Origin of the sequence: Pseudomonas sp. PDM02 (assembly GCF_014852285.1) — a bacterium.
Lineage (GTDB): Bacteria > Pseudomonadota > Gammaproteobacteria > Pseudomonadales > Pseudomonadaceae > Aquipseudomonas > Aquipseudomonas migulae.
On the sequence record NZ_JACVBL010000012.1, the window covers coordinates 52339 to 69368 of the forward strand.

The 17030-nt window shown below is 60.2% G+C and carries 12 protein-coding genes; 6 read left to right on the forward strand and 6 right to left on the reverse strand.

Going from position 1 to position 17030, the window contains the following annotated elements; all coding sequences use genetic code 11:
* The first annotated feature begins 171 nt into the window (after positions 1 to 171).
* Entirely contained in the window at positions 172 to 1497 is a 1326-nt protein-coding gene (locus IB245_RS21165) for an APC family permease (protein WP_192228557.1), read from the forward strand.
* Between the two features lie 127 nt (positions 1498 to 1624).
* Here IB245_RS21165 and IB245_RS21170 read toward each other — a convergent pair whose 3' ends face one another.
* Genes IB245_RS21170 through IB245_RS21190 form a run of 5 tightly spaced genes read right to left on the reverse strand, consistent with a single transcriptional unit; the run spans position 1625 to position 9996 of the window.
* A complete protein-coding gene (locus tag IB245_RS21170) occupies positions 1625 to 3031 on the reverse strand; it encodes an ATP-binding protein (protein ID WP_192228558.1) in 1407 nt (468 codons plus the stop codon).
* On the reverse strand, positions 3028 to 4839 hold the full coding sequence (locus IB245_RS21175; RefSeq protein WP_192228559.1) for a DAHL domain-containing protein: 1812 nt from the start codon (positions 4837 to 4839) through the stop codon (positions 3028 to 3030). Before IB245_RS21175 ends, IB245_RS21170 begins: the two co-directional genes overlap by 4 nt.
* Positions 4836 to 5795: a cytochrome-c peroxidase gene (locus IB245_RS21180; RefSeq protein ID WP_192228560.1), complete on the reverse strand. Its 960-nt coding sequence runs from the start codon at positions 5793 to 5795 to the stop codon at positions 4836 to 4838. Before IB245_RS21180 ends, IB245_RS21175 begins: the two co-directional genes overlap by 4 nt.
* A 44-nt stretch (positions 5796 to 5839) precedes the next feature.
* The gene (locus tag IB245_RS21185; RefSeq protein ID WP_008032227.1) at positions 5840 to 7714 is read right to left on the reverse strand and encodes a putative bifunctional diguanylate cyclase/phosphodiesterase; all 1875 of its coding nucleotides are present in this window, start codon (positions 7712 to 7714) and stop codon (positions 5840 to 5842) included.
* Positions 7711 to 9996 (reverse strand): putative bifunctional diguanylate cyclase/phosphodiesterase, encoded by a 2286-nt coding sequence (locus tag IB245_RS21190; RefSeq protein WP_192228561.1) that lies wholly within the window; start codon positions 9994 to 9996, stop codon positions 7711 to 7713. The genes IB245_RS21185 and IB245_RS21190 overlap by 4 nt, the downstream gene beginning before the upstream one ends.
* Positions 9997 to 10254: 258 nt before the next feature.
* On the opposite strand from IB245_RS21190, the gene IB245_RS21195 reads away from it, so the two are divergent.
* The 4 genes from IB245_RS21195 to IB245_RS21210 all read left to right on the forward strand — a co-directional run bounded on the left by IB245_RS21195 (position 10255) and on the right by IB245_RS21210 (position 13416).
* Complete coding sequence (locus tag IB245_RS21195; protein ID WP_192228562.1) at positions 10255 to 11634, forward strand: HD domain-containing phosphohydrolase; 1380 nt, start codon at positions 10255 to 10257, stop codon at positions 11632 to 11634.
* A 186-nt stretch (positions 11635 to 11820) separates the two neighbouring features.
* Positions 11821 to 12255: an NUDIX hydrolase gene (locus IB245_RS21200; protein WP_192228563.1), complete on the forward strand. Its 435-nt coding sequence runs from the start codon at positions 11821 to 11823 to the stop codon at positions 12253 to 12255.
* A gap of 22 nt (positions 12256 to 12277) precedes the next feature.
* The gene (locus IB245_RS21205) at positions 12278 to 12916 is read left to right on the forward strand and encodes a LysE family translocator (protein WP_008032220.1); all 639 of its coding nucleotides are present in this window, start codon (positions 12278 to 12280) and stop codon (positions 12914 to 12916) included.
* Between the two features lie 2 nt (positions 12917 to 12918).
* Positions 12919 to 13416 (forward strand): GNAT family N-acetyltransferase, encoded by a 498-nt coding sequence (locus IB245_RS21210; RefSeq protein WP_192228626.1) that lies wholly within the window; start codon positions 12919 to 12921, stop codon positions 13414 to 13416.
* Between the two features lie 120 nt (positions 13417 to 13536).
* Here the strand turns inward: IB245_RS21210 and metR are convergent, their stop codons facing one another.
* Positions 13537 to 14454 (reverse strand): transcriptional regulator MetR, encoded by a 918-nt coding sequence (metR, locus tag IB245_RS21215; protein WP_008032216.1) that lies wholly within the window; start codon positions 14452 to 14454, stop codon positions 13537 to 13539.
* A gap of 108 nt (positions 14455 to 14562) precedes the next feature.
* On the opposite strand from metR, the gene metE reads away from it, so the two are divergent.
* The gene (metE, locus tag IB245_RS21220; protein ID WP_192228564.1) at positions 14563 to 16875 is read left to right on the forward strand and encodes a 5-methyltetrahydropteroyltriglutamate--homocysteine S-methyltransferase; all 2313 of its coding nucleotides are present in this window, start codon (positions 14563 to 14565) and stop codon (positions 16873 to 16875) included.
* Positions 16876 to 17030 lie beyond the last annotated feature (155 nt).

The window sequence follows — 17030 nt, forward strand, 5'->3', positions numbered from 1 at the left end:
CCCGCTCCCACAGGTTGTTCGCGGTCCATGTGGGAGCGGGCTTGCTCGCGAAGGGGCCCTCCCAGGCAAGACATCTGTTTGACGCTTCACCCAGAACAACAAACGCAACACCCGTAATTTGCGCCGAACTCGGCTCTGCCATAAATCCAATAAAATTCGGAGTAGTCGCTCATGGCTCGTTTGCAACGCACCCTGTCATTGGGGTCGGTGGTGCTGTTTGGCATCGCCTACATGACGCCGATCATTGTGCTCGGCACTTTCGGCATCCTCGCTCAATCCACCGCTGGCATGGTGCCGGCCGCGTACCTCGCGGCGCTGGTGGCGATGTTCTTTACCGCCATGAGTTACGGCCGGATGGCCTCGGCATTCCCTGTCGCTGGCTCGGCCTATAGCTACGTGCGCAAGGCGATCAGCCCGAAACTCGGTTTCATCGCCGGTTGGGCGGTGCTGCTCGATTACCTGTTCCTGCCGATGGCAATCTGGCTGATCGGCGCGGCTTACCTCAACTCCGCATTCCCGGCCGTGCCGCAATGGATCTGGGTGCTGGCGTTCATCGGCATCACCAGCGCAATCAATATCGTTGGCCTGAAACTGGCCAACGGCATCAACGCCTTGCTGATGCTGGTGCAGTTTCTGGTGCTGATCGCCTTCGTCGCGTTGTGCGTCCACTACGTTGGCGGCGATGCGAGCACGCCGTTGTGGTCGGTGAAACCGTTCTTCAACGGCGACATGCAGATGCCACTGATCATGAGCGGTGCCGCCATCGCCTGTTACTCGTTCCTCGGTTTCGACGCGGTCAGTACCCTGACCGAAGAAACCCGCGACCCGCGCCGCACCATCCCGCGGGCGATCATGCTGATCACCCTGATCGGCGGGCTGATCTTCGTTGGCGTGTCGTACTTCGTGCAGATCGCGCACCCGTCGTTCCAGTTCGACAGCGTCGATTCGGCGGCCTATGAAATTGCCCGCAACATCGGTGGCGACCTGTTCGTGTCGATCTTCCTGATCGGTCTGATCGTCGGTCAATTCGCCTCGGGGCTGTCGGCTCAGGCCAGCGGTTCGCGCCTGCTCTACGCCATGGGCCGCGACGGCGTGTTGCCGAAATCTTTCTTCGGTACGTTGCATGAGCGTTTCGGGACGCCGATCAACAGCATCCTGCTGTGCGCAGTGGTGGCGTTGCTGGCGCTGAAGCTGGACGTCACCACCTCGACCTCGTTCATCAACTTCGGCGCGTTCCTGGCGTTCAGCCTGGTGAACCTGTCGGTGATTTTTCACTACTGGATTGGCGGCGAGAAAAAGGGGCTGCGTGAGTTGGTGCTGTTCCTGATCTTCCCGTTCATTGGCCTGGCGGCGGATTTGTGGCTGATGGTCAGCCTCGATCACCTGGCGATTTACCTGGGCCTGTGCTGGCTGGCGATTGGCGTGGTGTACCTGGCGGTGCTGACCGGCGGATTCCGTCGCCAGCCGCCGGAGATGGATTTTCAGGAAGCCACCTGAGGTACGCCGAATTCCTGTAGGAGCCTGGCTTGCTGCGGGCGGCGTTCCGACGATAGCGGTCTGGAGATTTACATCGCTCATGAGATTGCTATCGCCAGCAAGCCGGCTCCTACAGTGGGGGCTGTGTTCAGGCAGTGGGTTTTGATTGGTGGATCGGCAGTTCGACGCGGAAAGTGCTGCCAACGCCGACTTCACTCACCACCGAAATATCCCCCCGGTGTTTCTTCACGATGCCATAGGACAGGGACAACCCCAGCCCGGTCCCCTGGCCCACCGGTTTGGTGGTGAAAAACGGGTCGAAGATTTTCTGCAGGCTGGCCGGCGGGATGCCGGTGCCGGTGTCGGCGACTTCGATCCACACCTTTTCACCGTCGATTCCCGTGCGCAGGGTGAGGGTGCCGCGTTCCGGGCCGATGGCCTGCGAGGCGTTGACGATGAGGTTCATGATCACCTGGTTGATCTGCGAGGGCAGGCATTCGATGTCGGGGAGGTGCTGATAGTCCTTCACCACATCGGCCTTGTACTTCAGTTCATTGGCCACGATGTTCAGCGTCGATTCGATGCCTTGCTGCAGATTCGCCCACTGCCATTCCTGGTTGGAGTCCGCCCGCGAGAATTCCTTCAGGTCTTTGACGATCTGCCCGACGCGGCTGATGCCGTCCTTGGATTCCTTGATCAGCAACGGGATGTCGTCGCGCAGGAATTCCAGTTCGATCCGCTCACGCAGCTGTTGCAAACGCTCGACCAGCTCGCTGGAATCTATTGCCTCTTCCGCATCCCGATAAGCGTCGAGCATTTCCTGCAGCTGTTTGAAATAGCCATCGAGGGTGCCGAGGTTGGAGGAAATGAAACCGATGGGGTTGTTGATTTCATGGGCGACGCCGGCCGCCAGTTGCCCCAGTGAGGCGAGTTTTTCCGACTGCACCAATTGCGATTCAAGCTGTTTGCGTTCGTCGATTTCCCGTTGCAATGCCTCACTGGCCTGTTTGAACTGTGTCGTTCTCTGGTCCACCAGATGCTCCAGGTGGCTCATCTGCACAAAGGCCCGTTCGGTCATGTCCCATTTGGTCAGCAGGGTGTTGGCCATCTGCTGGACTTCAATGTTGTCGAACGGCTTTTTCAGAATCAGCAGACGGTCGTGCGCCTGCAAACGGTCCAGCAGTTCATCCCAGGAATAGTCGGAGTAGGCGGTACACACCACCACTTGCAGGCGCGGGTCTTCCTGCCACAGATGCTCGATGGTTTGTGCGCCGTCCCAGCCTTCGGGCATGCGCATGTCGACGAAGGCCAGCGCGTAGGGCTGGTTTTGCTGCAAGGCTTCTTGGAGTTTGCCCAGACCCTCTTGGCCGCCATACGCCGAATCCAGCTCGAACAGTGCGCGGGTGGATTTCACTTCACTGCCGAACAGCGCGGCCTCCATCTCGTCCAGCTCGACGGTCTGCACGGGCGTCGGCGTGAGGATCTTGCGAAAATCCACATGAATGGACGGCGTGTCATCGATCAGCAAAATGCGGCGGTTCGACAGTTCGCTCATGCCTCCTCCATGACGGTTTTCAGCGGGATCTGCAGGGTGAACAGCGCGCCCTTGCCCGGCCCGTCGCTGTGGGCGGTGAGGTGGCCGTTCATCTCGATGGCCGCCAATGCGCAACTGTGCAGACCAAAGCCGTGACCTTCCTTGCGGGTGGTAAAGCCGTGGGCAAAGATGCGCGTCATGTTTTCCGGGGCGATGCCTTCGCCGTCATCCTTGACGCTGACTTGCAGCGTGGCGTCGTCGACCACTTTGACCCCGAGGGTCATCTGTCGCGGGCGGTTGCTGAGGTCGGACATCGCGTACTTGGCGTTGCTGATCAGGTTGATCAGGATCAGCAGCAACCGGTGCTTGTCGCCCATGACCTGCGGCACCTCGCCGTACTCCTTGACCACCGTGACGTGATGCCGGGTCAGCGCGCCGGAATTCATGCGCAGGGCATCCTCCAGCAATTCGCTGATGTGCAGCGGCTCCACCAGGCTGTTGGCGCCCGCGTAGGATTGCTGGGTGGCGACGATGTCCTTGATGTGGTCGACACTTTTGCTCAGTTGGGCCAGTTCGTCGCTCATGCCTTGCTGTTCGAGGGCGATGGCCTCGACCAGTTGGTTGAGGTAGCCGGGCAGCAACTTGCCTTTCTCGTCCTGGGTCAGGAAGGTGCCGAGGTCGCCGGGGTGTTCGTTGATCAATTGCATGGCTTTGCCCAGCCCCTGGGCCTTGCTGGCGCGCAGTTTGCGCGAGACCAGGTCGGCCGAGATGTTGACGCTGTTGAGCACGTTGCCGACGTTGTGCAGCACGTTGGTGGCGATCTCGGCCATGCCGGCCTGCCGCGCGGTGTCGAGCAGCTCGCTCTGGGTATCCTTGAGTTCACGGGTGCGTTCTTCTACCCGCAATTCCAGTTCGTCATTGGCGGTTTTCAGGGCTCTGTTGACGCGATTGATGATGCTGAAACTGCGCATCAAGTGAATAGCCAGGTACACCAGCAACAGGACCAGCAACACCGAGAACACCAGCATGTAAAAGTGATAACGCTGCTCGACCACATCGGCCTGTTGCTGGTCCTTGTTCAACAGGCTGGTGATGTCGTCCAGGCGCTCGGCGACGGGAATCGCTTCGATATTTCCCAGCAAGCGGTTGACCACCGGTTGTTCGCGCAGAATCAGTGAAATGTGGGTGCTCAGAATATCGATCGGGCTGTGAAACTGCTCGGGCAGGCGCAGCTTGTTCACCCCTAGCTTGTTCAGCCCGACCAGAATGTCAGCGGCCTTGTCGTCGGAAGTGACCTGGGCGAACTCCAGGCTGCTGAGCAGCAAATCGTAAGTGTCGGTGGCGATGTTCTGCAGTTGTAGTTTGTCGCCATCGACCAACCGGGCCAGTGGTTCCTGAATGTCGTCCTCGGCGGTGGGCAGGAACGCCAGTGAATTGCGCAGCAGCGCGTTGTGGGACTTGAACTGCTCCACCAGCCGGGTCTTTTCCTCGATGGCGGCCAGGTACGCATCATGGCTGGCGCGCCAGATCGGCGAGTCGTTGCGGCCGTGGTTCGACTCCATGGTGTCGAACCGCTCCCACAGCTTTGTCATCTCGGTCAGCGGTGCGACCAACGGATCGTAGTTGTGGTTGGTGGCGATCCTGGCCTTGAGAATCTCGGTTTCCCATTGCGCATTGAGCTGCTTTATCCGGCCGATCAGGTCCCGGGATTCGGCGTAGGCCGACGTCTCGTTCGAATTCGACTTGAGGTACAGGAACAGCAGCGTCGAGGCCAGTAACAAAGCGACGGCGCCCAGCAGTGCGAGGCTGCGACGGCGGGACATTTTCATAAGGGTTTGCCTCCCCATTCACCGGTCAGGGTCTTGAGGAATTTGATGATCAGGGTTTTGTCCTCGGCGGAAGGAATGCGACCGAGCTGGAACTTGAACATCACGTCCACCGCCTCTTCCAGCGTGTTGGCCGAGCCGTCGTGAAAATACGGTGCGGTCACCGCGACATTGCGCAGGCTCGGTACCTTGAACACGTTGCGGTCCTCTTCATCCTTGGTCACCAGATAGCGACCCAGGTCGGAGTCGGTCGGGTTACCGCGAACCTTGAAGTAATCGCCCATGACGCCGAACTTCTGGAACATGTTGCCGCCGATGTTCACGCCTTGATGGCAGGCGATGCAGCCATAATCCTTGAAGCGTTGGTAGCCGTACTTTTCCTCGGTCGTGAGGATGTCGGTGTTACCCAGCAGATACTGATCAAACCGCGAGTTGCTGCTGAGCAGCGTTCGTTCGTAGGTGGCCAGGGCGTTTTGCACATTGTTCATGGTCACGCCATCCGGGTAGGCGTTGGTAAATGCGCCGCGGTAACCCGTGTCTGCGGACAGCACTTCCACTACGTGCTCCCAGTTGCTGCCCATTTCGCTGGGGCTTTTCACCACTTCATGGACCTGGGATTCCAGGGTGTCGGCGCGCCCGTTCCAGAACTGCCGGAAATTCAGGGTGGCGTTGAACACGCTGGGGGTGTTGATCGTCACTGGCTGACCGGCGAAGCCGATGGAAAACGCCTGGGTATCGGCCCCACCGTTTTCCAGTCGATGGCAACTGGCACAGGACAGCGTGTTGTTGACCGACAACCGTGTTTCATTGAACAACTGGCGACCGAGTTCGACGCGCAGAGGATTCTGTGCAGGCGCCGCCGGCAGTGGCTTGAGGGGTTCGTCCAGCGGCGCGGCGACGGTGCTCAGACAGAAACCGAGCAGCGGCACCAGGAGCAGGTAGTGAATGGACGGCGACATCTGATAATTCCTTGGCTGATAGCCCGTGTGTCGTTGCGCATCGTTCACGTGGCGGTAAATGGAGCAGGTTTCACCGACTCAAGGTATCGGGCGAAGGCGTCCGGTTCGACGGCTTTGCTGAAGTAGTAACCCTGGCCTTCTTCACATCGATGGGCCTTGAGGAAATCCAGCTGTTCGAGGGTTTCCACCCCTTCGGCGATGATGGTCAGCTTGAGGCTGCGGCCCAGACTGATGATGGCGCTGACCAGTGCAGCGTCGTTGCTGTCGGTGCTTAAACCGCGAATGAACGACTGGTCGATTTTCAGCACGTCGATGGGAAAGCGCCGCAAGTAGCTGAGGCTGGAGTAGCCGGTGCCGAAGTCATCGATGGCCAGCCGGATACCCATGACCTTGAGTCGGGTCAGGGCGGTGACGGTGGTGTCGATGTTTTGCATCAACACGCCTTCGGTGATTTCCAGTTCCAGCAACGCCGGTTCCAGGCCGGTTTGTTCGAGGGTCAGTCCGATGCCGTCGACAAAGTCGCGCTGGCGGAAATCGATGGCCGACATATTCACCGACATGCATATTTTTGGCAGCCCTTCGGCTTGCCAGGCGCAGGCCTGCCGGCAGGCCTCGGCCAGCACCCATTTGCTCAGCGGCACGATCAGACCGCTGTCTTCGGCCACACCGATGAACTCCGAAGGGTAGATCAACCCGTGCCCCGGTTTCTGCCAGCGGATCAACGCTTCGGCGCCAACCACCTGACCACTGCTCAGGTCCAGTTTGGGTTGGTAGTGCAGGATAAACTCGTTGCGCTCCAGCGCCAGGCGAATACCGGTTTCGATACTTTGCTGATCCCTGGCGCGCTGGTTCATTTCATCGATGAAAAAGCTGAAATCATTCGGGCCGATTTCCTTGATGTTGCGCATCGCGGTCTCGGCTTTTTTGATCAGCTCGATCGCTTCGAGGCCATCATCGGGATAAATGCTGATGCCCAGGCTCGCGGTCACGCTCAAGTCGTGGCCAGCGATATGCAGGGGGATGCGAATGGCGTTCAAGAGTTTTTCGGCGATGCCCCTGGTCTGTTGAGGGTGGCGAATGTCGGCGAGGATGACCACGAACTCGTCGGAGCCATAGCGAAACACCGAATCCGACTCGCGCACGGTGGCCACCAGATTGCGGCTGACCTGTTTCAACATCTCGTCTCCGGCCGGATGGCCGAGCGCATTGTTGATGCGCTTGAAGCGGTCGAGCCCCAGAAACATCACTGCCAGTTGTTTGTCATTGCGTCGTGAAAGGGCCAGCGACTGGTTCAACCGGTCACCCAGCAACGTGCTGTTGGGCAACTCGGTCAACACGTCGTACTGCAGCAAGTGCGACACCTTGAGCAGCTCGTGAACCCGCGCCTCGATGGTTTGCTCCAGGCTCAGCACTTTCATCGCCGCGTCCTGCGCCATCTGCCATTTCCAGGTCAGGGCACTGGCCATCTGGCGGATTTCCAGGCTGTCGAAGGGCTTTTTCAGCACCAGCATCTGGTCGCCGAACTCCAGTCGTTCGGTCATGGCTTCCCAGGTGTAATCCGAAAAAGCGGTGCACAGCGCGATTTCCAGGTGCGGGTCGGCTTGCCACATTTGCTTGATGGTTTCCAGGCCGTCCCAGCCTGGCGGCATGCGCATGTCGGTGAACACCAGCGCATAGGGGCGGCCTTCAGCCAATGCGTGTTTGACCAGTTCGAGGGCTTCCTGCCCCTGGTACGCCGAGTCGAGCTGAAACGTCAGGCGATCCGTGTGCGGTGTGCCGAACAGTGCGGCTTCTGTGCCAGCGAGGGTCTGTTCATCGTCGGTTTCGGGACCGAGGATCTTGCGGAAGTCATCATGAATCGAAGGCGTGTCGTCGACGATCAGGATGCGCCGGTTGGTCCGCACGCAAGGCACTTTCATCCTTTGTCCTCCGTGGACCGGTGCGGGTTGTCCCGGATCGGCACGATGCTTCCGGCTTTCAGCAGCTCGGCGGCCTGCTGGCTGCTGACCGCTTTGCTGAAGAAGTAACCCTGGGCGTTCATCGGCGACCCGGTGGCCATCAATGAACTGCGCTGTTCCTGGGTTTCGACACCTTCGGCGATGATTCCGATCCCTACCTCCCGGGCGAAATTGATAATGGCGCGCAAGGTGTTGGCACTGGCCGGGTCGCGGGCGGCGGTATCGATGAACGGTTGAGCGAGCTTCAGGTGATTGACCTGATAGGTCTTGAGGTAATCGAACGACGAATATTCGGTGCCGAAGTCGTCGATGGCAATCTTCACCCCCAGCTCCCGCAGGCGCGGCAGCACATCGTTGTGGGTCCATTTGGTCTGGGCCAGCGTCGCCTCGGTGACGTCGAAGCGCAGGTCCCAGGCGCAGAGCTCCCAGCGCGCGGTGGTGCGCAGCACGTCATAAATCAGTTCCGGGCCGCTCTTGAGCTGGGCCAGGGACAGCTTGATCGCAATCACCGGTGGCGCGACACCTTCATCCCGCCACTGGCGCATTTGCCGGCAGGCGCGATCGAGCACCCAGTGACCGAGGGCGATGATGGTGCCGGTCTTTTCGGCGGCGGGCAGGAACGCGGAGGCTTCCAGCAAGCCGCGCCCGGGGTGATTCCAGGTGACCTGCGCTTCCATCCCGAGGATCTTGCCGCTGCTCAGGTCCACTTCCGGCCAGTAACGCAGTTCGAGTTCATCGTGCTCGATGGCCTCTCTCAATTCGCTGGCGATGGTCATGCGCTCGACCATCTCCTGATTGATCTCTTCGGAGTGGAAGTGGTACTGGTTTCGGCCCTTTTCCTTGGAGCGATAGAGCGCCATGTCGGCCTGGGTCAGCAGGCCGTCGGCGCTGGTGCAGGCCGGGCTGTAGCTGCTGATGCCGATGCTGACCGACACCCGGACATCGTTGCCGGCCAGGGAGTAGGGGAGCACCAGCGCGTCGCGGACCTTGGTGGCCAGGGACGCGGAGTGGGTCGGGTCGCTGACGTCCAGTTGCAGGATCGCGAACTCGTCGCCGCCAAGGCGGGCGACGATATCGTTCTCACGTACGCACGCCTTGATCCGACGGGCGACTTCTTGCAGCAACAGATCGCCCACCGGGTGCCCGAGGGTATCGTTGATGCGTTTGAAGTGATCCAGGTCCAGATAAAAGATGGCAAACGGGGTCGCGCCACGACGCGCAGCGGCGAAGGCCTGGTGCAGCCGTTCGATCAGCGTCGCGCGGTTGACCAGCCCGGTCAGCCCGTCGGTGCGCGCCAGCAGGAAGATTTTCTCCTCGGCCAGCTTGCGCTCGGTGATGTCGATGATGATGCCTTCGACTTCCAGCAGCCGGCCTTCATCGTCGCGCACCGGGATGTAGCGGTTTTCCACCCAGCGCCAGGCCCCTTCGCCAGTGCGCATCCGAAACTCGATGGACGCTCCGGCGGCATGGCGGTCCAGCACCCGCGCCATCGCCGTGTCGACCTTCGCTTGATCGTCAGGATGAATCAGCTCTCGGGCCCAGTTGGCCGAGGCCACCAGTTTCGCCGCGACATGCCCGTATTTGGTGATGTTGTGCGAGATGTACATCAGTGGAAACGACGGTTCGCCCCGCAGCCGATAGAGAATGGTCGGGCTGTTCTGCACGATGATGTTGGCATCGGACAGTTCCCGGGTACGCTCCTCGACCGCTTGTTCGAGCAGCGACATCTTCAGCGCCGCGTCTTCGGTCATTTGCCACTTGGCGGTCAGCGCGCTGGCCATCTGGCGGATTTCGATGGCATCGAACGGTTTCTTGAGAATCAGCAGGCGGTCGCCGAGTTCCAGGCGCTCGTCGATGTCTTCCCAGGAATAGTCGGAGTAGGCCGTGCAAAGCGCCACTTGCAGCTTCGGATCGACCTGCCACAGCCGTTCGATGGTTTCCAGGCCGTCCCAGCCCGGCGGCATGCGCATGTCGATGAAGGCCATTGCATAAGGCAGGTCGTTGGCCAGGGCCGTCTCGACCTTGTCCAGTGCTTCAAGGCCCTGAAACGCCGAATCTAGGATGAAGCTCTGCAACGTGACGGCCGCCGTGGTGCCGAACAGGGCATTTTCAGCGCTGATCAGGCTGTCGTCGTCAAACGAAGGCGGGCTGAGGATCTTGATGAAGTCCTCGTGGATTGAAGCGGTGTCGTCGACGATAAGAATCCGACGATTGGTCCGCGACAACAGCGTATTCATCGCCATATGCCGGGACCGACAGCGTTTTGATACACCGTGTTCATAAGGGGCATCCTTTCCCTGACCGCTTGGCCGAACGTACAGATAATGGATCCGAGTGACGTGAGCATAGTCGCCCGGATCAGAGTTCGCGCAACCGACTGAAACGAATCATTGCGGTGGTGGGTCGAAAATCATCTAGCCTGTAGGTCAGGATCCGGCAATAGGGGATGTTTGCCCGGTTCCCGACATATCGCTGTAACCGTTTTCGCCCGAGGTAATGCCATGGAAGAGCAACTCCCCACGAGGTCCACCTATAAACCCAAAGTGCTGCTGGTCGACGATGAGGAGTCCATCCTCAACAGCTTGCGTCGACTGTTGCGCGGCCAGCCCTACGACGTGTTGTTGGCCACCAGCGGCGCCCAGGCCCTGGAAATCATGGCGCAGCAGCCCATCGACCTGGTGATGAGTGACGCGCGCATGCCCAACATGGACGGCGCCACGCTGCTGGCCCTCATCCACCAGCATTACCCCGATACCGTGCGTATCATGTTGACCGGTTATGCCGATCCGTCAGCCATTATCAAAGCCATCAATGACGGGCAGATTCACCGTTACATCAGCAAGCCCTGGCACGATGAGGAAATGCTGCTGGTACTGCGACAATCACTCGCGTATCAGCATTCCGAGCGTGAACGGTTGCGTCTGGTCCAGGAAACGTGGGATCAGAACCAGGAATTGAAGCTGCTCAACATCACCCTGGACAAACGCGTCGCCTCCCGCACCGCTGAGCTGCAGCAGACCGCCGACATGCTCGACCTGGCCTACGAAGAGCTCAAGCACAGCTACGTTACCGGCACCGAAATGTTCTCGCTGCTGGCCAACCTGCGCATGCCGCCGGCCAAACAGACCAACCGGCAGATCATCGAGCTGGTGCGGGTGTACTGCAAACTTCATGACCTGGACGAAGGCACCAGCCGCGACCTGACCATGGCGGCGGCGCTCTACAACATCGGCAAGCTGAGCTGGACCGACAACATGATGACCGCCCCCGCGGACCTGTTGCATCACAATGATCGCGAGCGTTATCGCAATTATCCGAAGCAGAGCGAATCCCTGTTGATGACGCTCGATCCGATGAAGGACGCTGCCCGTCTGATTCTTCACCATCAGGAGCGTTGGGACGGCAGCGGTTTTCCCGACCGGCTCAAGGGCGAAGCGATACCGGTCGGTTCCCGGCTGTTGAAACTGGCAGTGGATTTCATCGAGTTGCAACGCGGGTTGATCCTGGAGCGGCAGATGAACAGCGATGAGGCGCTGGTGTATATCCGCAGCTACGCCGGAAAACTCTACGACCCCGAGATGGTGGAGGATTTCATCAAGGTGTGTGCCGCGTACCTGAGCGATGTGTCCCTGGCCGATCCGATGGTCAAGGTCATGACCACCCGGGAATTGGCGGCAGGGATGGTCCTGGCGCGCAACCTCAACGCCGACAACGGCATGTTGTTGCTCAACGCCGGCAAGGTGCTGAACGGACCGCTGGTGGAAAAGCTGATCGCCTTCGAGGCCATGGAGGGCGCGAAATACAGCATTTTCGTGAAGGTGCCGGAAGAAGTGAACAGCGCGATTCTCGAGATGGAACAGGTTCCCCAGGCTCAGCACTGATCCCCCTGTGGGAGCGGGCTTGCTCGCGAAGGCGGCGTCACATCCGACATAGAGGCGACTGACACACAGCTTCGCGAGCAAGCCCGCTCCCACAGGGGGCGGTGTTTCGCGGAGGTTTTTTCGGCGTGACGATGTCCCGCCACTCATGTGATGCTTGCACCTTTCAGCCAAGGCCACGCCTCACCCATGACGCTTGCATCCGCCACTACCCCCCGCATCATCCACATCGCCGCCGCCCTGTTGATCGGTCCCGACGGTCGCACGCTGCTGGTGCGCAAACGTGGCACTGAAGCTTTCATGCAGCCGGGCGGCAAGATCGAGGCCCATGAACAACCGGTTCACGCCCTGGTGCGTGAGCTGGAAGAAGAGTTGGGATTGGCCATCGATCCGGCGCACGCCACTTATCTGGGGCAGTTCTCGGCACCGGCCGCCAACGAGCCAGGTTTTGTCGTACAGGCCGAACTCTTTCTGCTGACCATCGATTCAGACGTATCGCCTGCGGCGGAAATCGAAGAGGTGCGCTGGATCGACCCCGCCACCGACGGCGATGTGACGCTGGCGCCATTGACACGAGACCTGATCCTGCCGTTTTATCGAGCCTCGCTGAGCGCAATCGCCTGATCATTCACGCCAAGGAACCGCCATGATCCCGCTTCAAGACTTGCTGATCTTCGCCGCTGCCGCGTTGCTGATGGTACTGACGCCGGGACCGAACATGATCTACCTGATCTCTCGTTCGATCTGCCAGGGGCGCAAGGCCGGAGTCACTTCGTTGCTCGGTGTGGTGGCGGGCTTTTTTGTGCACCTGTTCGCTGCGGCAGCGGGATTGACTGCGGTGTTCCTCGCGGTGCCGATGGCTTATGAAGTGTTGAAGTGGGCCGGCGCGCTGTACCTGGTGTGGCTGGCCTGGCAGGCGGTCAAACCGGGCGCGCGTTCGCCGTTCGAGGCACAGCAGTTGCCGCCGGATTCCTCGCGCAAACTGATCACCATGGGCTTTTTGACCAGCGCCCTGAACCCGAAAATCGCGGTGTTTTACCTCTCGGTGTTTCCGCAATTCATCACCCCTGAGCACGGTTCGGTGTTCAACCAAAGCATCATCCTCGGCCTGACGCAGATCAGCGTCAGTTTCAGCGTCAACCTGCTGATCGCGGTGTTCGCCGCCGGCATCGCGTCGTGGTTCGTCAACAACCCGACCTGGCTGGCGGTGCAGCGTTACTTCATGGGGTTTGTGTTGGCGGCGCTGGCCGTGCGGCTGATGCTTGAGCAACGACGGACAGCGTGAACATGTGGATTGAACGGCTTGATGCCAGCCATGCCCTGGACTATCGGGCGTTGATGCTCGAAGCCTACGACCTGCATCCCCAGGCGTTTACCTCCACCGTGCGCGAGCGCGCCACGATGCCGCTGAGCTGGTGGGAATCGCGCCTGACCAGCAAGCTCGATGTGGTGTTCGGGGCGTTTGAGGAAGGGAAGTTGGCAGGCATCGTCGGCCTCGCCTTCGATCCTCGGGAAAAGGCCCGGCACAAGGCGACGCTGTTTGGCATGTACGTGTCCAGTCAGGTCCGCCAGCGCGGGCTCGGTTATCAACTGGTGCAGGCGGCGTTGGCCGAAGCGCAAACCCACCCGGGGTTGAGGCTGATTCAACTGACCGTTACCGCCGGCAATGACGCGGCGTTCAATCTGTACCAGCGTTGCGGCTTCATCCAGTTCGGCCTTGAACCGCTGGCGGTGCGGGTGGGCGAGGACTACTTCGACAAGATTCATATGTGGCGCGAGATCTAAAGATCACCGCAATCCCCTGTAGGAGCGAGGCTTGCCCGCGAAAGGAACGACGCGGTTATTTGGACAGACCGCGTTATCGTTCTTCGCGGGCAAGCCTCGCTCCTACAAGTCCGTGTTGTGTTATCGGACGGCGCTGACACCATCGAGTGTCGAGAACGACGTATCTTTTGCCGTCAGCAGGAAGTCGCGCATATACGGCGCATCCAGCATGTCCGCACGAACCGCCGCGTACAACGTCGCAAACAATCCCTTCTCGCCCAGTCGCTTGGCCTTCACGTAGCCCCGTGAACTGTATTCATGCAGCGCCCAGTGCGGCATGCCACAGACGCCACGACCGCTGGCGACCAACTGCATCATCATCACCGTCAGTTCCGAGGTGCGGACCTGGGCCGGTTCGATGTCGGCCGGCTCCAGGAAGCGGGTGAAGATGTCCAGCCGGTCACGTTCCACCGGGTAAGTGATCAGGGTTTCCGTGAGCAAATCCTCCGGAACGATGTACGCCTTGTTCGCCAAGCGGTGCTGATTGGCAACCGCGAGCATGGCTTCATAAGTGAACAACGGCACATACGTGATCCCGGCCAGTTCCAGCGGATCGGAGGTCACTACCAGATCCAGATCACCACGGGCCAACGCCGGCAGCGGTGCGAAAGAGAAGCCCGAGGCCAGGTCCAGCTCGACTTCCGGCCAGGCATCGCGGAACTGGTCGATGGTCGGCATCAGCCACTGAAAGCAACTGTGGCACTCGATCGCCATGTGCAAGCGCCCGGCGGTGCCACCGGCCAGCCGCGCGATATCGCGCTCGGCGCCGCGCAGCAGTGGCAGGGTGGCGTCGGCCAGTTGCAGCAGGCGCAAACCGGCACTGGTGAAGCGCACCGGTTTGGTCTTGCGCACGAACAGCGGCATGCCCATGCGCTCTTCCAGTTCCTTGAACTGGTGGGACAGCGCCGACTGCGTCAGGTGCAGGCGGTCGGCGGCATCGACCAGGCTATCGGCTTCGCGCAAGGCGTGCAGGGTCTTCAAGTGACGGATTTCAAGCACCGGAGGGCTCCATGAGGAAAACTTGTGATCAACACGAAAAGGTTGAGTTTGTCTCATGTTGGGTTGGCTGTCGACAATAGCGCCATCTTTTACAAGGAGGAACTCACCATGGCTCTGGCCCACACACTTGGTTTTCCACGCATCGGCGCTGACCGCGAACTGAAAAAAGCCCTCGAATCCTACTGGAAGGGCGATCTCGATCAGGACGCGCTGAAGAGCGTCGGTCGCCAACTGCGCGCCACCCACTGGCAATTACAGAAAGATGCCGGCATCGACCTGCTGCCGGTCGGCGACTTCGCCTGGTACGACCAGGTCCTGACGCATTCCCTGACCTTCGGTGTGATCCCGGAGCGTTTCGACAGCGCCAAGAATGCCAGGGGCCTGCCGACGCTCGACACGCTGTTCGCCATGGCGCGTGGTGCCACCACCACTTGCTGCGGTGGCGAACACAGCAAAGCGCAATACGCCCAGGAACTGACCAAGTGGTTCGACACCAACTACCACTACCTTGTCCCGGAATTCAGCGCTGACCAGCAGTTCAAGCTGAGCTGGGAACAGCTGTTCGACGAAGTCGACGAAGCCAAGGCCCTCGGCCACAACGTCAAACCGGTGATCATCGGCCCGCTGACTTACCTGTGGCTGGGCAAGGCCAAAGGCAATGACTTCGACAAGCTCGACCTGCTGGAGCGCCTGCTGCCGATCTACGGTGAAATCCTCGGCCGCCTCGCCGCACAAGGTGTGGAGTGGGTGCAGATCGACGAACCGATCCTGACCCTCGACCTGCCGCAAGAATGGAAAAACGCCTTCGAACGCGCCTACCACATCCTCCAGTATTCGCCGCTGAAAAAGCTGGTGGCGACCTACTTCAGCGGCCTGCAAGACAACCTCGGCCTGGCCGTCGGCTTGCCTGTACAAGGCTTGCACATCGATGCGGTGCGCGCGCCCGACCAACTGCTGCACGTGCTCGATCGTCTGCCGACCTACAAGATTCTCTCGGTAGGCCTGGTCAACGGCCGCAACGTCTGGCGCTGCGAACTGGAACCGGTGCTCGCACAACTGCAATTGGCCCAGGAACGTTTCGGCGACAACCTGTGGGTCAGCAGTTCCTGCTCGCTGCTGCACAGCCCGGTAGACCTGGAACGCGAAGACAAACTCGATCCGGAACTGAAAAGCTGGCTGGCGTTTGCGGTGCAGAAGTGTGGCGAAATCGCCGTGCTGCGCGACGCGCTCAACGATCCGCAATCGCCCAAAGTGCAAACCGCGCTGGCACAAAGCCGGGCGATTCAGGCCAGCCGTGCCGAGTCGCCGCGTATTCACAAAACCGAAGTGCAAGCCCGCATCAATGCCATCAGTGCAGCGGACAGCCAACGCCAATCGCCGTTCGCCAAACGCATCGAGCAACAACGTGCGCGCTTGAAACTGCCGGCGTTCCCGACCACCACCATCGGCTCGTTCCCGCAGACCGGTTCGATCCGTCTGGCGCGACAGGCCTACAAGCAAGGCAAGTTGTCAGCCAACGACTACACCGACGCCATGCACCATGAAATCCGCCATGCCGTGCAGGTCCAGGAACGTCTGGGGCTGGATGTGCTGGTACACGGTGAAGCCGAACGCAACGACATGGTCGAGTACTTCGCCGAGCAGTTGGACGGCTACCTGTTCACCCGCTTTGGCTGGGTGCAGAGCTATGGCTCGCGCTGCGTCAAACCGGCAGTCATCTATGGCGACCTGAGCCGTCCGAAAGCCATGACGGTCGACTGGATCAGCTACGCGCAGAGCCAGACCGACAAGGTCATGAAAGGCATGCTCACCGGTCCCGTGACCATGCTGATGTGGTCGTTCCCGCGTGAAGACGTTTCGCGCAAAGTCCAGGCGCAGCAGTTGGCGTTGGCCCTGCGTGACGAAGTGGTCGACCTGGAAAACGCCGGCATCAAGATCGTGCAGATCGACGAAGCCGCGTTCCGCGAAGGCTTGCCACTGCGTCGGGCGCAATGGCAGGAATACCTCGACTGGGCGGTGGAAGCGTTCCGCTTGAGCGCCTCCGGCGTGCGCGATGAAACCCAGATCCATACGCACATGTGCTACAGCGAATTCAATGATGTGATCAAGGCGATTGCCGACATGGATGCCGACGTGATCACCATCGAAACCTCGCGTTCGGACATGGAATTGCTGGAAGCCTTCGAAGCGTTCGACTACCCGAATGACATCGGTCCGGGCGTCTACGACATTCACTCGCCACGGGTGCCGGACACGGCCGAGATGGTCAAGTTGATGAGCAAGGCCGTGAAGCGCATTCCGGCAGAGCGGTTGTGGGTGAACCCGGATTGCGGTTTGAAGACCCGGGCATGGCCGGAAACAGAAGCGGCATTGGTGAACATGGTGGCGGCGGCGCGGCAACTGCGCAGTCAGCTGGCCTAAAGTCCTGAGGCGCCTGTTCTGGCGCCTTCGTCGGAACGCCGCCCGGAGCAAGCCCGCTCCCACAGTTGACCGCGTTCTTACAATTGGAATGCGATCGAATGTGGGAGCGGGCTTGCTCGCGAAGCAGGCGACGCGGTCTCGGAAACGACCGTTCA

What these genes read in the sequence shown, in the direction of transcription:
- IB245_RS21165 (WP_192228557.1), top strand. Translation starts at nt 172, where the DNA reads ATGGCTCGTTTGCAACGCACCCTGTCATTGGGGTCGGTGGTGCTGTTT.
- IB245_RS21170 (WP_192228558.1), bottom strand. Translation starts at nt 3,031, where the DNA reads ATGAGCGAACTGTCGAACCGCCGCATTTTGCTGATCGATGACACGCCG.
- IB245_RS21175 (WP_192228559.1), bottom strand. Translation starts at nt 4,839, where the DNA reads ATGAAAATGTCCCGCCGTCGCAGCCTCGCACTGCTGGGCGCCGTCGCT.
- IB245_RS21180 (WP_192228560.1), bottom strand. Translation starts at nt 5,795, where the DNA reads ATGTCGCCGTCCATTCACTACCTGCTCCTGGTGCCGCTGCTCGGTTTC.
- IB245_RS21185 (WP_008032227.1), bottom strand. Translation starts at nt 7,714, where the DNA reads ATGAAAGTGCCTTGCGTGCGGACCAACCGGCGCATCCTGATCGTCGAC.
- IB245_RS21190 (WP_192228561.1), bottom strand. Translation starts at nt 9,996, where the DNA reads ATGGCGATGAATACGCTGTTGTCGCGGACCAATCGTCGGATTCTTATC.
- IB245_RS21195 (WP_192228562.1), top strand. Translation starts at nt 10,255, where the DNA reads ATGGAAGAGCAACTCCCCACGAGGTCCACCTATAAACCCAAAGTGCTG.
- IB245_RS21200 (WP_192228563.1), top strand. Translation starts at nt 11,821, where the DNA reads ATGACGCTTGCATCCGCCACTACCCCCCGCATCATCCACATCGCCGCC.
- IB245_RS21205 (WP_008032220.1), top strand. Translation starts at nt 12,278, where the DNA reads ATGATCCCGCTTCAAGACTTGCTGATCTTCGCCGCTGCCGCGTTGCTG.
- IB245_RS21210 (WP_192228626.1), top strand. Translation starts at nt 12,919, where the DNA reads ATGTGGATTGAACGGCTTGATGCCAGCCATGCCCTGGACTATCGGGCG.
- metE (WP_192228564.1), top strand. Translation starts at nt 14,563, where the DNA reads ATGGCTCTGGCCCACACACTTGGTTTTCCACGCATCGGCGCTGACCGC.